We start from the raw sequence: 15452 nt of genomic DNA on the forward strand, positions 1-15452 counted from the left end.
CCCAAACGTGCCAAGGCCGGTCCGGTACACGTCGATCGCGCCTCACCGCCGCCGCCCGCGCCCCGGGACCTGGTCGAGCCCGACCTGCCGCGCACCGCCAAGGTCCGCGACGGCAAGGCCCTGCGCACCGGCTTCACGACCGGCGCGTGCGCGACCGCCGCCACGAAGGCCGCGATCCTGCTGCTGGCCACGGGCAAGCGCAGCGAGAAGGTCGACGTCTGGCTGCCGATCGGACGCCGCGTCGAGTTCGCCGTGGACCGCTGCGAGACGATCGGGGAAGCGGCCGAGGCGGTGGTCGTCAAGGACGCCGGCGACGACCCCGACGCCACGAACGGCGCACACCTGACCGCCACGGTCGCCTGGAGCGCCGACGCGGGCGTGCATCTGTACGGTGGTGAAGGCGTCGGCGTGGTGACCCGCCCGGGCCTGGGCCTGGAGGTCGGCGGCCCGGCGATCAACGGCACGCCCCGGCAGACGATCCGCATCACCGTCGAGGAGGTCTGCGACCCCTACCGGGACCGCGGTGTCGACGTGGTGGTGTCGGTCCCCGAGGGCGAGCGGATGGCCAAGCGGACCACGAACGCGCGCCTGGGCATCCTCGGCGGCATCTCGATCCTGGGCACCACCGGGATCGTCCGGCCCTTCTCGACGGCGGCATGGCGGGCGTCGGTACTGCAGGCGGTCGACGTGATGGCCGCCTCGGGCCTGGACACGTGCGTGCTCACGACCGGCGGCAGGACCGAGCGGGCGGCGATCGCGCTGATGCCCGGACTCGACGAGGTCTGCTTCACCGAGGTCGGCGACTTCACGGGCGCGGCGGTCGAGCGCTGCGTGGAGGCCCGGCTGCGGCGACTGGTGTTCGTGGGCATGGCCGGGAAGCTGGCCAAACTGGGCGCCGGGGTGATGATGACCCACTACACGAAGTCCCGAGTGGACACCGGCTACCTGGCGGAGGTGACCGCGAGGGCGGGCGGCGACGCCGCACTCGTGGAAGCGGTCGGCGAAGCCAACACCGGCAGGCACGCCTACGAACTGTGGGTGCGGCACGGACTGCTCGCGGCCGCGGGAGACGCCCTTTGCGACGACGTGGCGATCAACCTGGCCGCCTGGGCCGAGCACTGCGGGGGAGCACTGGAGGTCGACGCCGTCCTGGTCGACTTCGACGACCTGGACCCGGTCGCCTGGAGCACCCGCGCCCCCGAACGACTCGCCGCAGCGGGAACCGACCCGGAACTGTGGAGGCGAGGATGACCGCGCCGGTGATCGTGATCGGCATCGGCCCCGACGGCCGCCCGTCCCGACCGATTCCCCGAGACGCCGAAGCCGTCGCGGGCGGAAAGCGGCACCTGGCCGCCCACGCTCCCGCCACCGCGCAGGCCATCCCGATCGCGGGCGATCTCGACTCGGTGCTCGAACGCATCGCCGCCGTCACCGGACCGGTCGCCGTCCTCGCCTCGGGCGACCCAGGATGGTTCGGCATCCTCCGCCGACTCGCCGAACTCGACCGCCCGCTCGAAGTCCACCCGGCCGCCTCCTCGGTCTCCGGAGCCTTCGCCCGGATCGGCACCACCTGGGAAGACGCCCAAGTCGTCTCCGCGCACGGCCGCGACCCACGCCCGGCCCTCGCCACCGCGCTCGCCGGAGCCAAGGTCGCCGTCCTGACCGACGCCGCCGACACCCCGAGCGCCATCGCCCAGGCCCTGCTGGACTCAGGCTGCGGCCCGAGAGCGGTCACGGTCGCGGCCCGCCTGGGCCACGACGACGAGACCGTCGTCCACTGCGACCTGCCCGAAGCCGCGGGCCGCGAATTCCCCGACCCTAACGTCATGCTGATCCTCGACCCGACCGCCGCCGGGGCCGGACCGACGATCCTGGCCCACAACCGACCCGCCGCCGTCTGGGGCCGACCGGTCGAAGACTTCGAGCACCGCGACGGACAGATCACCAAGCCCGCCGTTCGCGCGGCGGCACTCGCCGCACTCGGCCCGGGACCGGGCCGCCTCATCTGGGACGTCGGCTGCGGATCGGGCAGCGTCGCAGCCGAAGCGGCAGGCCTCGGCGCGGGCGTCATCGCCGTCGACGCGGACGCGGCCCAGATCGAACGGTCCCGCGCCAACGCCGAATCCCACGGCGTCCGCTTCGGCCTCGTCCACGGCCGTGCCCCGGCGGCCCTCGCGCCGCTGCCCGATCCCGACGCCGTGTTCATCGGCGGCGGAGGGCCCGACCTCGAAGCGATCATCGACGCCGCGACGGTTCGCTGCCGCGACCGGATCGTCGTCGCGCTGGCCACCATCGAGCGCGTCGGGCCGGTCATGAATCGACTCGAAGCAGCGGGGTGGACCGCAACCGGTCAACTCATCGAGGTCGCCGACTTGGTGCCTCTAGGCGGCGGCCACCGCCTCGACCCGCGAAATCCCGTCCTGCTCGTACAAGGAGTACGCCCGTGACCGCGCCCCGCACCGTCGTCCTCGCCGCCACCGAGACCGGCCGCCGCCTCGCCGTCGACCTCGCCGTTCATCTCGATGGCGAGCACCGCACCGGGCGCCCCCGCGACGCGCTCGCCGCGGCCTGGTCCCGCGCCGACGCGCTCGTCCTCGTCATGGCCACAGGCGCGGCCGTGCGACTCGTCGCACCCCACCTGTCCGACAAGCGGACCGACCCCGCGGTCGTGTGCGTCGACGACGCCGGACGCTTCGCAGTCAGCCTCTGCGGGGGCCACGAAGGCGGCGCGAACGACCTCGCCGACCGCATCGCAGCCCACCTCCGTGCCGCCCCGGTCGTCACCACCGCTTCCGAGGCAGCCGGGCTGCCCAGCCTCGGCTCGCTCGGTGAGCACTTCGGCGTCCGAGCCGAAGGCGACCTCGCCGCAGTCGGCGGACACGTGCTTGCCGGCGGCTCCGTCCGCGTCGAACGCGACCTCGCCTGGCCTCTCGGGCCGATCCCCGCGCCCGTGACCGACGACCCCGCAGCACCGCTGCTGCGCGTGGGCGACCGCCTCGCCCCCGAGACCACTCCCAACGTCTCCTACCGCCCCCCTTCGCTGGTGATCGGCATCGGCTCCTCCCGCGGCGCCCCCGCCGCCGAGGTGGGCGACCTCATCGACCGGGCCCTCGCCGACGCCGGGCTCTCCCCGCTCGCCGTCCACACCGCCGTGACAGTCGACCTCAAGGCCGACGAGCCCGGGATCAACCAAGCCGTCGCCGCCCGCGGCTGGTCCATCGTGCACCTCACCTCCGACACTCTCGCCGCCGTCGACGTCCCCAACCCCTCCGAGACCGTCCGCGCCGCCGTCGGCACCCCCTCGGTGGCCGAGGCAGCCGCCCTCCACCTCGGCGGCGAACTCCTCGTCCCCAAGCGCCGCAGCCCCATGGCCACCGTCGCCGTCGCCCGGAGACCGGCCCGCGGCCGCCTCGCACTCGTCTCGCTGGGACCGGGCGCCGACGACCTCACCGCCCCGCGCGCCGCCGCCGAACTGGCCGCCGCCGAAGTCGTGGTCGGCTTCGGCCCCTATGTGGACCAGGCCGCCCGCTGGACCTCGCGCGGCGCCGTCATGGAGCGCTTCGGTCTCGGCCAGGAGGTCGAACGGGCCGACAGGGCCGTCGCGCTGGCGCGGGCCGGCCACGCCGTCGCCCTCGTCGGCTCGGGCGACGTCGGCGTCTACGCCATGGCCTCGCCGACCCTCGAACGAGCCGGCGACGACATCGACGTCGTCGTCGTGCCAGGCGTGACCGCCGCGCTGGCCGCCAGCGCGCTGCTGGGCGCGCCGTTCGGCCACGACCACTGCTCGATCTCCCTGTCGGACTTGATGACCCCGTGGGAGCTGATCGAGGAGCGCGTCGAAGCCGCCGCCCGCGGCGACCTCGCGATCGCCTTCTACAACCCGCGCAGCGCCGGACGCGACTGGCAGCTGTCCCGGGCGCTGGAGATCCTCATGCGCCACCGGGATCCGGGCACGCCGGTGGGCGTCGTCCGCGACGCCGAGCGGCCCGACCAGGCCGTCACCGTGACCACCCTCGGCGGGCTCGATGTGGACGCGGTCCAGATGACCACCTTGGTCCTGGTGGGCTCCAGCCGGACCCGCATGGTCGCGGGCCGCATGGTCACCCCGCGCGGCTACAGGTCGGAGGCGCCCTGATGGAAGCCCCGTTCACCGTCACGGCCGACTGCACCGCCTGCGGGGCGTGCCTTCGGACCTGTCCGGAGCGGTGCCTGCGTCCGTCGCCCGGCGGACCGGTGCCGCTGATCGTTCTGGAGGAGCGGTGCACCGGCTGCGGCGAGTGCGCCGAGGTCTGCCCGGCCGAGGCGATCCGGCCGCCGGCGGAGGTGGGCCGGTGAGACGCATGGGACGCGACCGGGTGCACCCCATCGAGGTCGAGAGCATGCGCATCCTCGCCTCCAGAGTCGACCTGTCGCATCTGAGGCCATTGAGCCGCGCGGTGACCGAGCGGGTCGTCCACTCGGCCGCCGACGTCCGCTACGTCGATGACCTCGTGCTCGACGAGGACTCGCTGCGTCTCGGCTGGGAGGCGTTGCGCGACGGGGCGCCGATCGTCGCCGACAGCCGCATGGTCGCCGCCGGGATCACCGGCGCCGACGCGGCGGTGCCCCTCACCTGGGACGGGGTGGCCGACCTGGCCCGTGAGCGCGGCACGACCCGCAGCGCCGCGGCGATCGGGCTCGCCTGCGAACGCTTCGGTCCGGGCGCGGTATGGGTCGTCGGCAACGCGCCGACCGCATTGGAGGCGGTCATCGCCCTCGCTCCGGACCCGGCGCTGGTCGTGGGTCTGCCGGTCGGTTTCGTCGGCGCGGTCGAATCGAAGGCGGCGCTGCGCGATTCGGGCCTGCCGGCCGTGTCGAACCGGTCGGAACTGGGCGGCTCCGCCGTCGCCGCGGCCGCCGTCAACGCCCTCCTGTACTCCGCACCTACCGCATTCGAGGAGAACCCGAGATGAGCCACCAACTGATGATCGTCGCGCACGGCACGGTGGACGAGGCCGGGCAGGCCGAGTCGTTCCGGCTGCTGGAGGAGGTGCGGGCACTGCGCCCTGACCTTCGCGCCGATCTATCCTTTCTGGAGCTGTGTCCGCCGCCGATCAGCGAGAGCGTGGCAGCCTCGGTGGCAGACGGGGTCGACCGCATGACCGTCGTGCCCCTGGTGCTGCTGGGCGCCGGTCACGCCAAAGGAGACGTCCCCGCGTCGATCGCCGCCGAGCGGGAGCGCCATCCGAGCGTGCGGTTCACCTACGGCGCGCCACTGGGCGTCCGCCCCGAATTGCTCGAACTGGTCGACCGTCGACTGTGCGAAGCGGTTCCAGCTGAGCACCGGGAGGAGACCGCCGTGGTCCTCATAGGACGCGGCACCTCCGATCCGGACGCCAACGCCGACCTGTTCAAGATCGCGCGCATGGTCTGGGAGGGCCGTCCGTGGCCGCTGGTGGAGACCGGGTTCGTCAGCCTCGCGCATCCGTCGGTGCCCGAGGCCCTCGACCGCTGCCGCGCCTTGGGCGCGAAGCGGATCGCACTGCTGCCGTACTTCCTGTTCACCGGCGTGCTCGAGCGCCGCATCCGGGCCCAGACCCGCGAATGGGCCGCCGAGCACCCCGGGATCGAAGTGGTCGACGCACCCTACCTCGGCCCGGACCGGGCCGTCGCCGAGGCACTCCTGGCCCGCGCCGACGAGGCCGAGGCCGGGCGCACGTCCGTCAACTGCGACACCTGCCAGTACCGGGTCGCGCTGCCGGGCTTCGAACACCGGGTGGGCACCCCGCAGACCCTGCACTTCCACCCCGACGACCCGGGCACCCACGGTAACCACCACGAGCACCACCACGCGGAGGCAGCGCAATGACCCTCCACCTCGTCCTCGGCGGCACCCGCTCGGGCAAGAGCGCCCGCGCCGAACAGCTCGCCGCCCGCAGCGGCTTCCCCGTCGCCTACGTCGCCACCGGATCGGCCTTCGACGAGGAGATGTCCGAACGGATCGCCGCCCATCGCGAACGACGCCCCGACTCGTGGCGCACGGTCGAGACGACCGACATAGACGCCGCGCTCCGCGACCTGCCGGGCGACACCTGCGTCCTCATCGACGACCTGGACAGCTGGATCACCGACCAGATGGGCCAGGGCTGGCTGTGGACCGACGCCATCCTGGCCCGGCTCGACGAGAACCAACGCGCGGCCTGGAAACGGATCCTCGCGGCCGCCGAGGCGTGGCGCGACATCGCCAAGTCCCGCCCGGGGCCGGTCATCGTCGCCGCCGGGCAACCGGGCGGCGGACTCATCCCGACCGCCGCCGCCTCCCGCCGCTGGCTCGACCTGCACGGCGAGGTCGTGCAGGTGCTCAGCGAGAGCGCCGACGAGTGCGAACTGGTGGTGGCCGGGCGAGCGCTGCCCCTGCCCGCGATGGAGCGGACCGAGGCGCCGGAGCGGTTCCCCGAGCACCGGCTCCGCGAACACGGCGACACCCAAGTGCCCGAGGGCGCGGTCGACCTCGCAGTGAACGTCCTCGAAGGGCCGCCGCAGTGGCTGGCCGACCGGCTCTCCGAGGCCGCGAAGGACCTGGCCGCCTACCCCGACCAGAGGACCGCCAGAGCCGCCGCGGCGGCCCGGCACGGACGCCAACCGTCCGAATGCCTGCTCCTCAACGGAGCGGCCGAAGGGTTCTGGCTGCTGGCCCAAGAGCTCCGCCCGAAGCACGCCGTCTGCGTCCACCCCACCTTCACCGAAGGCGAGGCGGCGCTCCGTGCCGCCGGAGTGCCGGTCACCAGGATCTTCCGCGAAAGCGGGCAATGGACCTTCGACCCCGCCGACGTCCCCGACGAAGCCGACTTCGTCCTCCTCACCCGCCCCGACAACCCCACCGGCGCCCTCGACCCGGTGGCGACCGTCGAGCGCCTGTGCCGCCCCGGGCGGACCGTCGTCGTGGACGAGGCCTTCGCGGACTTCCTGCCCGACGGCACGGGCATGGCCGCCCGCGTCGACCTGCCCGGCCTCGTCGCGGTCCGCAGCCTCACCAAACTGTGGGGCATCGCAGGCCTGCGCGTCGGCTACCTCCTCGCCGACGCCGCCACCGTCGCCCGCCTCGACGCCGCCCGCCAACCCTGGCCGGTCAGCTCACTCGCCCTGGAGGCGATCCAGACCTGCGCCTCGGCCGAGGACGAGCGCGCCGAACGCGTCCGAGGCGTCGCCCGCGATCGCGAAGCGCTCCTGGAGGCCCTCGCCGACATCCCAGGCCTGCGGACCTGGCCCGCCGCGGCCAACTTCGTGCTCATCCGCACCGACGAGGCAGACCTGCGCGAACGCCTGCTCGCCGACGGCCTGGCCCTGCGCCGCGGCGACACGTTCCCCGGACTCGACCGCCACCACCTGCGCATCGCCGTCCGCGACGGTTCGACCACCGACCGACTCCGAACCGCACTCACCCGTCATTTGAAAGGCGCGACATGAACGAACTCGCCACCCTCCTCGCCGATGTCGAACCCGTCGACGACCGCTTCGCCCTCCTGGCCGCCGAACGCCACAACGGACTCGCCAAACCCCAGGGGAGCCTCGGCCGCCTCGAAGCCCTCGGAGCGCGTCTGGCCGCCGTCGCCCGCGCCTGCCCGCCGCCCGCCGTCGAGGACCCCGCCCTGGTCATCGCCGCCGGCGACCACGGCGTCCACGCCCAAGGCGTCAGCCCGTGGCCGCAGGAGATCACCACCATGATGGTCGAGAACTTCTGCGCCGGACGAGCCAGCGCCAACGCCATCGCCGCAGCCTGCGGCGCGCGCGTCGCCGTCCTCGACGCCGGCGTCGCCAAGCCGCCCGCCGACCACCCCGCGCTCAGCGCCGCCGGGATCCGGGGCGGCACCCGCGACCTCAGTGTCGAACCGGCCATGACCGAAGCGGAATGCACCGCCGCGCTGCTCGCCGGAGCCGAGCTCGCGGGCCGCATGATCGACACCGGCGCTGACCTGATCATCTTGGGCGACATGGGCATCGCCAACACGACCCCCTCGGCGGCGCTGATAGCCGCGTTCACCGGCGAACCCGCCGACCGGGTCACCGGGCGCGGCACCGGCATCGACGACCGGACCCTGGAGGTCAAGATCGCCGTGGTCGCCGCCGCCCTCGCCCGCCACGGAGCCGACCGCGACCCGCTGCGCACCCTCGCCTCCCTCGGAGGGCTCGAACACGCCGCCCTAGCCGGCGTGGCGCTCGCCGCCGCCGCGCGGCGCACACCGGTCCTGGTCGACGGGGTCAACACCGTCGCCGCCGCGCTGGCGGCCGCCGCCTTGCGCCCCGAAGCGACCGGTTACCTCATCGCCGGCCACCGCTCGGTCGAGCCCGGCGCGTCCGCCGGACTCGCCCATCTCGGGCTCGAACCGCTGCTCGATCTCGAACTGCGACTGGGCGAAGGTACGGGCGCGCTCCTCGCGGTCCCGCTGGTCCGCAGCGCGGCCGCGGTGCTGCGGAGTGTCGCCGGGCTCGACGAGCTCGGGACCTGATGCGGGCGGTGTGCGACGCGCTGGGCTTCCTGACCGTCCTGCCGGTCCGGGGCCGGTGGCCGCTCACCGGTACAGCCGTCGCGGCCTTTCCACTGGCCGGCCTGGTCGTCGGTCTCGCCTGGGCCGGGGCGGCCTGGGCGGGCTTCCACATCGGAGGACCACTAGTGGCGGCGGCCCTGGTGCTCGCGGTCGACTTCGCGCTGACCGGCGGCCTCCACCTGGACGGCGTGGCCGACACCGCCGACGGGCTGGCGAGCCACCGCCCTCCCGACCGGGTGGCCGAGGTCATGAAGGACCCGCGTGTCGGCGCTGTGGGGGCTGCCGCCCTGGTGGTCACCCTCCTGCTCCGCTTCGCATTGCTGGGCTCGATCGCCGGTTCCGTCGGCGCCTGGCCACTATTGGCCCTCGCCCCGGTCGTCGGTCGCCTGTCCCTGGTCTGGCAGCTGCGGGCGAACCGGCCTCGGGAGGGTTCCTTGGCCGCGGGCCCGGCCGCGGCCGCGACTCGCGGCGCGCTCATCGTCGCGGCGCTGTGGACCGCTGCTCTGGCCGCCGTGATCGGCTTCGTCGGCGATCGGGGCTGGGTGGTCGGCCTCGCCGCCGCGGCGGCGGGCCTCGCCGTCGCGCTGACGGCCTCTCGCCGCTGGCGCCGCCGTCTGGGCACGGGCGGCGACACGATAGGAGCCGGAGGCGTGCTTGCAGAGACGACGGCTCTGGCCGTCCTGGCGGCCTCTTGACCACTAGGTGGGCCAGCCGCCGTATGGGACGGTGATCAGTTCGAGATTGTGTCCGCTGGGGTCGAGGAAGTACACCCCGCGGCCGCCGTCGTTGCGGTTGATCTCGCCTTCCCTGTCGTGACCGGGGTCGGCCCAGTAGGTCAGGCCCCTGGCCTGGATCTTGGCGAAGGCCGCGTCGAACTCCTCCTCCGCGACGAGGAAGGCGTAGTGCTGCGGCTTGATGTCGTCCCTCAGCGCGTTCGCGAAGTCGAGGCCGACCCCGTTGGCGGTGGTGACCTGGACGAACGGCCCGAGCCTCGTGGTGGCGAGCCCGAGCATGTCGGCCAGGAACTCGGCCGAGTCCTGCTTGTCCTCGGCGAGGACGATGGTGTGGTTCAACTCGACGGTCATGCTGTTCCTCGCAATCGAGACGCCTTCGTACTCCAGAGGCGTACCCGCCCCGCGGCGTCGGACACGTCGGCTTCGGAAGTCCTCAGCTCCGCTGCTGGGGAAGCGAGCCGGGCGGCCGGGCGGCGGCGGTGTCGATGAAGGGCGCCCAGGCCAGGCCGTCGGTCCTGATGTCCAGGCCCAGCCCAGCGGGCGCCCGCGCTTGGAAGACGTCAGGCCCACGCGGGGGGCGCCCGGCCCGGCCGTCGCGGGCCGCACCGGTCTCGGCGACGAGCCGGCCGGCGATGAGCTCCTCGAAGTTCCGGGCGCGTCAGACCGGTCGCCGAGGCGAGCTCGGTGCGGGAGATCGGCTCGCCGGCAGCGAGGACGTGCCGAAAGGCCGGCTCGACGTTCAGCTCGCGCAGGCGTTCTTGCCGGGCGGGTCGTCCGGGTCCGCCGGTGGCGTTCATGCCGCCTCGGCGACCGGGCGGCCGTCCAGGCGCAAGTGGAGCCTCCGGGGCTGCGACCAAGTCATCGATGATCAGATTCGCGTCCGTCGGTGACGCGCATGGAGTCGAACTCGGCCGTGCCGCTGCCCGGCGCGGCGATTGCGGCGAACAGACCGAGAGTCGCGCCGACCCATCTGCCGGCGGTGGCCCCGAACGGCTTGCCGACGGGGCGCAGTTCCTCGCCGGCGAGCGCGGCGAGGAACCGGCACCGGCCGCTCGGGTCGACGTCCACGCCGATGGTGACCGGCATGGTCGTGCCATTCGCGCGCAACGGGACCCATGTCGTGGGTGCGGTGTCTCGTTCGGGCTCGTCGACCTCTGCCGTCCGGCACACCAGGACGGCGCCGTCCGCCAGGTTCTCCAGGCCGATCCAGGCGTAGCTGTCGCCGACGACTGCCAGTCCCGCCCGCGCGCGGGCTTCGGCTCCGATCAGGCGCACCGTCGTGACGGCGCGGAAGCGGTCGGAGGGGAGCCGCTGGCCCAGCAGGTTCGGGATCTGTCGCAGGTCTCCGGAGGCGGTCGGCGTGCAGCGCAGCCGCAGTCCCCGCTCCGGGTCGAGTTCGTGCCAGTCCGGGTTCGGGTTGGCCTGCCACGTCCACTGCGGACCGAGGTCGGGACCGGTGAAGTCGTCGCTCACCGCGGGGGCGGCCGGCTTCTCGGAGGTCGCGATGCCCGGCTTGGGGTGCGAGGCGACCGGCCGGCCGGCGGGAGCGCCGATCTCGGGCCAGTCGTCGGCGTTCCAGCGCATGTGCTGGAGGTGCACGACGCGCCCGAACGGCCCCTTGTCCTGGAAGTGCAGGAACCAGTCTTCTCCATCCGAAGTGGCCACCCAGGCTCCCTGGTGCGGCCCGTTGACGTCGGTGTCGCCCTGCTCCAGGACGATGCGGCCCTCATACGGCCCGAACGGGTGCCGGGACCGGAACGCCGACTGCCAGCCGTCGCTCACCCCGCCGGCCGGGGCGAAGATCCAGTACCAGCCGCCCCGCCGGTAGAACTTGGGCCCTTCGAGCGTCCGGTACCCGGGCAGGGCGTCGCCGTCGACGGCATGGCGTCCCTCGTCCAGCAGCGCGGACGCGTCGGGGCTCATCCGGTGGACGGTGAGCTTGTTGTTGAACCCGGCGCGGCTCTTGGCCCAGGCGTGCACGAGATACGCCGTCCCGTCGTCGTCCCACAGCGGACACGGGTCGATGAGACCGCGTCCGGCCTTGAGCAGTTGCGGGCGTGACCACGGCCCGGCGGGGTCCTCGGCGGTGACGACGAAGAGGCCGCGGTCCGGGTCGGGGTAGAAGATCCGGAACCGGCCCGCGTGGTGGCGGACGGCCGGCGCCCACACCCCGCAGCCGCGCTGCGGGGTCCGGAACTCGTCCTCCGGTTCCAGGCGTGGCAGCGCGTGGCCGATGATCGACCAGTTGACCAGGTTCCGGCTGTGGAGAACCGGGAGTCCTGGCACCCGGTGGAAGCTGGAGGCGACGAGGTAGAAGTCGTCGCCGACGCGGACGGCATCGGGGTCGGACCAGTCCGCGTGCAGGACCGGGTTGCGGTAGGTGCCGTCGTCGGCGTGGTGCGGTCGGTTCACTGCGCTCCTCGACTTCCCTTGCGCCTATTCGAAACCAGTGGCGGCGATGCTCTTGACCAGGTACTTCTGTCGGGCGATGAAGAACCGCATGATCGGGGCCGGCTCGACGCCGCCGGTCTCTTCGCACGGCAGGCGCGCCGTTTCGGGTTGACGTCACCGCGGAGCGCTCGTGTGGGCATCGACGTGAGTCGATGATCGCGGCCTAGGTTACGGCCGTGGCCGAAGCCATGTCAATCCATGAAACAAATATGCCGGAGGTTGTGGGACGCCATCGGCGCAGAGCCACTGTCACCCGGCTGACTCGCATGATCGGCGGCCGCAGGGCTGTCTCGCGCCTCCCAGTCCGCGGCTCGACCGGGACCCGATTGACAAAGTTTGGCTTGCCAACTTAGTCTTGTATCGACATTGTTCAATGGTGCCCTCCCTGGGTGCCACCCCCCCCCCTGAAGCAACGCACAACAAGTGGAGGAGCTCCATGCTCAGAGCGATGCGACGATCCCGAAGACGACTACTGCTCATTCTGGCGCCCGCGGTCGCCGTCCTGGCAGGCCTCGGGATCATTGCCCCCATGGCCGCCCAGGCCGCCGAGGGCTGCGAAGTGGACTACCAGGTCCAGAATGAGTGGCCGGGAGGCTTCTCCGCAAACGTCAACATCACCAACCTCGGCGACCCGATCGACGGATGGGAACTGGCCTGGATTTTCCCGTCCGACCAGCAGGTCACCCAGGCCTGGAGCGCCGACGTCGACACCTCGGGTTCCCAGACCACCGCCACGAACGTCGGATACAACGCCCAGATCGCCTCGAACGGCTCGACCTCGTTCGGCTTCAACGGCTCCTGGTCCGGCACCAACACCGATCCGACCGCGTTCACGCTCAACGGCGTCGAATGCACCGGCGACATCGGCCAGCCCACGACCGCCCCGCCCACCACGACCCCGCCGCCGACCGGCGACGTGGACGCGGTCGAGACGGTCGCCGCGATGGAGCCCGGCTGGAACCTCGGCAACTCGCTCGACGCCGTCGGCGACGACGAGACCGCGTGGGGCAACCCGCGCATCACCCAGCAGCTCATCCAGAACGTCAAGGATCAGGGCTACAACAGCATCCGTATCCCGGTCACGTGGGACGACCACCAGGGCGGCGCACCGGACTACACCATCGACCCGGCATACCTCGACCGTGTCGAGGAGGTGGTCAACTGGGCGCTCGACGCAGACCTTTACGTGCTCATCAACATTCACCACGACTCGTGGATCTGGGCCGCGGACATGCAGAGCAACCGCACGGAGGTCCTCGACCGTTACGAGACGATCTGGACCGCGATGGCCGACCGTTTCCGCGACTCCTCGTCGAAGCTGCTGTTCGAGAGCATCAACGAGCCGCAGTTCAACAACGTGGACGACGCGACCGCCTACGACCTGCTCGACGAGCTCAACATCGTGTTCCACCAGATCGTGCGCGACTCCGGCGGCAACAACGCCGACCGCGTGCTGGTCCTGCCGACGCTGCACACCAACGCAGAGCAGGAGCGACTCGACGCGCTGACCGAGACGATCGACGCGCTGAACGACCCGAACATCGCCGCGACCGTCCACTACTACGGGTTCTGGCCGTTCAGCGTCAACGTCGCCGGCTACACCACCTTCGACGAGGAGTCTCGCCAGGACATCGTCGACAACTTCGACCGGGTCCACAACGAGTTCACCGCCAACGGTGTCCCGGTCATCATCGGCGAATGGGGCCTGCTCGGATTCGACGCCCACACCGGCACGATCGAGCAGGGCGAGAAGCTCAAGTTCTTCGAGTTCGTCGGCTACTACGCCCAGCAGAAGGACCTCACCCTCCAAGTGTGGGACAACGGGCAGCACTTCGACCGGACCTCGTTCCAGTGGAGCGACCCGGAGCTGTTCGCCATGATGGAGGCGAGCTGGACGTCGCGTTCGGGCACCGCCTCGACCGACCAGGTGTTCGTCGAGAAGGCCGCCTTGATCACCGATGAGACGGTCACGCTGAACCTGAACGGCGGCACCTTCCAGCGCCTGCTCCAGGGCGGCACCGAGTTGGAACAGGGCAGCGACTACACCGTGTCGGGCGATCAGCTGACGATCACGGCTTCGGCGCTGACCGGTCTCGTCGGCTCCCAGGAGTACGGCAACAACGCCGACCTGTACGTGGAGTTCTCACAGGGTGCCCCGTGGCGGATCAGCATCGTCTCCTACGACACGCCGATCCTCCAGAGCGTCTCGGGCTCGACGGACTCGTTCGCGATCCCGACGCAGTTCCGTGGCGACCAGCTGGCAACGATGGAGGCGACGTACGTCAGCGGCGGCAACGCCGGACCGCACGACTGGACCTCCTACAAGGAGTTCGCCAGGGCGTTCCAGCCGGACTACGACGTCGGCGAGATCGAGCTGACCTCCGACTTCTTCGACGCGGTCGACGACGGCCAGGAGGTGACGCTCACCTTCCACTTCTGGAGCGGTGAGACCGTCGCCTACACCGTCACCAAGTCCGGAAGCTCCGTGACCGGCTCCGCCGGTTAAGCGGTGATCGACGCGGGGGCCGGCAGGTTCGCCTGCCGGCCCTCACTCGTTCGGTCCGAGCCCCGTTCCGCGATCGACCTCGGCACCGCCCGTCGCCTGGAGGTCACCGTCCGGCGCCGAGCCGACGGGTAAGCTGGCCGCCGAGCTAAACAGAAGGAGCGGTCATGTCGAACCTGAAGGCCCTGTTCATCGGCGGCAGCGGCAGAATCAGCACGTCCTGCGTCCGCGAGGCGGTGCGCCAGGGCATCGAGGTGACCGTGCTGAACCGCGGGGCCGACAAGACCCGTGTGCTCCCCGAAGGCGTCACCCGCCTCACCGGCGACTCGAACGACCCGGAGTCGGTCCTCGCCGCGATCGGCGACGAGCACTACGACGCCGTCGTCAACTGGGTCAACTTCGTGCCCGAGCAGGTGCAGCGGGATATCGAAGTGTTCACCGGACGCTGCGGCCAGTACGTCTTCATCAGCTCCGCCTCCGCCTACCAGACCCCGCCGGCCCGCATGCCGGTCGTCGAGTCGACGCCGCTGAAGAACCCCTACTGGCAGTACTCACGCGACAAGATCGCCTGCGAGGAACTGCTGGTCGAGGCGTACCGCAACGACGACTTCCCAATGACGATCGTGCGCCCCTCGCACACCTACGACGAGACGATGCTTCCGTTCGACGGCGGCTGGACCGTCATCGAGCGCATGCGCGCGGGCAGGCCTGTCGTCGTCCCCGGCGACGGCACCACACTGTGGACCATCACGCACAGCCGCGACTTCGCCGTCGGCTTCACCGGACTGCTCGGCAAGGAGGCCGCGATCGGAGAGCCCTTCCACATCACCGGCGATGAGGCCCCGACGTGGAACCAGATCTACCGCCGGCTGGCCGAAGCCGCCGGCGTCCCCGATCCCGAGCTCGTCCACGTCGCCTCCGACGCGATCGCCGCCGCGGACCCCGACTGGGGCGCCGGTCTCCTCGGCGACAAGGCGCACACGATGATCTTCGACAACACCAAGATCAAGACGCTCGTCCCCGAGTTCGGCCGGTCGACCACGCCGTTCAAGGAAGGCGCTCGCGAGGTCGTCGCCTGGTACGACGCCCACCCCGAGCATAAGGTCGTGGTCCCGGAGGTCGACGCTCTCATGGACCGCCTGGCCGCGGCCTACGCACCGAGGGCGCTCTAGGCCGTGTCTGATGACCCCGACCTGGCCGTATCCGGACCATTCGCCCGCTCGCTGCGTTGTCAGGCAG

At 71.8% G+C, this 15452-nt stretch carries 13 protein-coding genes; 11 read left to right on the plus strand and 2 right to left on the minus strand.

Features of this window, described 5'->3' with window-relative positions; translation table 11 throughout:
* Window positions 1-69 precede the first annotated feature (69 nt).
* From L0U85_RS08185 to cobS, 9 genes are read left to right on the plus strand one after another with little or no spacing between them, the layout of a single operon-like run.
* Complete coding sequence (locus L0U85_RS08185) at window positions 70-1251, plus strand: cobalt-precorrin-5B (C(1))-methyltransferase (protein ID WP_347177390.1); 1182 nt, start codon at window positions 70-72, stop codon at window positions 1249-1251.
* Window positions 1248-2447, plus strand: coding sequence for a precorrin-6y C5,15-methyltransferase (decarboxylating) subunit CbiE (gene cbiE, locus L0U85_RS08190; RefSeq protein WP_241377267.1), 1200 nt, complete (start codon window positions 1248-1250; stop codon window positions 2445-2447). The genes L0U85_RS08185 and cbiE overlap by 4 nt, the downstream gene beginning before the upstream one ends.
* Window positions 2444-4135: a precorrin-3B C(17)-methyltransferase gene (cobJ, locus tag L0U85_RS21220; RefSeq protein WP_347177387.1), complete on the plus strand. Its 1692-nt coding sequence runs from the start codon at window positions 2444-2446 to the stop codon at window positions 4133-4135. Before cbiE ends, cobJ begins: the two co-directional genes overlap by 4 nt.
* On the plus strand, window positions 4135-4335 hold the full coding sequence (locus tag L0U85_RS08205) for a 4Fe-4S binding protein (protein ID WP_241377268.1): 201 nt from the start codon (window positions 4135-4137) through the stop codon (window positions 4333-4335). The genes cobJ and L0U85_RS08205 overlap by 1 nt, the downstream gene beginning before the upstream one ends.
* A 5-nt stretch (window positions 4336-4340) precedes the next feature.
* The gene (locus L0U85_RS08210) at window positions 4341-4952 is read left to right on the plus strand and encodes a precorrin-8X methylmutase (protein WP_241377308.1); all 612 of its coding nucleotides are present in this window, start codon (window positions 4341-4343) and stop codon (window positions 4950-4952) included.
* Entirely contained in the window at window positions 4949-5848 is a 900-nt protein-coding gene (locus tag L0U85_RS08215) for a sirohydrochlorin chelatase (protein ID WP_241377269.1), read from the plus strand. Before L0U85_RS08210 ends, L0U85_RS08215 begins: the two co-directional genes overlap by 4 nt.
* On the plus strand, window positions 5845-7446 hold the full coding sequence (gene cobC, locus L0U85_RS08220; protein WP_241377270.1) for an Rv2231c family pyridoxal phosphate-dependent protein CobC: 1602 nt from the start codon (window positions 5845-5847) through the stop codon (window positions 7444-7446). The genes L0U85_RS08215 and cobC overlap by 4 nt, the downstream gene beginning before the upstream one ends.
* Window positions 7443-8486, plus strand: coding sequence for a nicotinate-nucleotide--dimethylbenzimidazole phosphoribosyltransferase (gene cobT, locus L0U85_RS08225; RefSeq protein WP_241377271.1), 1044 nt, complete (start codon window positions 7443-7445; stop codon window positions 8484-8486). Before cobC ends, cobT begins: the two co-directional genes overlap by 4 nt.
* Window positions 8486-9220: an adenosylcobinamide-GDP ribazoletransferase gene (gene cobS / locus L0U85_RS08230; protein ID WP_241377272.1), complete on the plus strand. Its 735-nt coding sequence runs from the start codon at window positions 8486-8488 to the stop codon at window positions 9218-9220. The genes cobT and cobS overlap by 1 nt, the downstream gene beginning before the upstream one ends.
* A gap of 3 nt (window positions 9221-9223) precedes the next feature.
* Here the strand turns inward: cobS and L0U85_RS08235 are convergent, their stop codons facing one another.
* On the minus strand, window positions 9224-9610 hold the full coding sequence (locus L0U85_RS08235) for a VOC family protein (protein WP_241377273.1): 387 nt from the start codon (window positions 9608-9610) through the stop codon (window positions 9224-9226).
* Between the two features lie 507 nt (window positions 9611-10117).
* Window positions 10118-11671 (minus strand): glycoside hydrolase 43 family protein, encoded by a 1554-nt coding sequence (locus tag L0U85_RS21225; RefSeq protein ID WP_241377274.1) that lies wholly within the window; start codon window positions 11669-11671, stop codon window positions 10118-10120.
* A gap of 487 nt (window positions 11672-12158) precedes the next feature.
* On the opposite strand from L0U85_RS21225, the gene L0U85_RS08245 reads away from it, so the two are divergent.
* Together L0U85_RS08245 and L0U85_RS08250 are read left to right on the plus strand one after the other, a co-directional pair.
* On the plus strand, window positions 12159-14216 hold the full coding sequence (locus tag L0U85_RS08245; protein WP_241377275.1) for a cellulase family glycosylhydrolase: 2058 nt from the start codon (window positions 12159-12161) through the stop codon (window positions 14214-14216).
* Between the two features lie 164 nt (window positions 14217-14380).
* The gene (locus tag L0U85_RS08250) at window positions 14381-15385 is read left to right on the plus strand and encodes an SDR family oxidoreductase (RefSeq protein ID WP_241377276.1); all 1005 of its coding nucleotides are present in this window, start codon (window positions 14381-14383) and stop codon (window positions 15383-15385) included.
* Window positions 15386-15452: the final 67 nt, after the last annotated feature.

The sequence above is a fragment of the Glycomyces sp. L485 genome (assembly GCF_022548875.1).
GTDB lineage: Bacteria > Actinomycetota > Actinomycetes > Mycobacteriales > Micromonosporaceae > Glycomyces.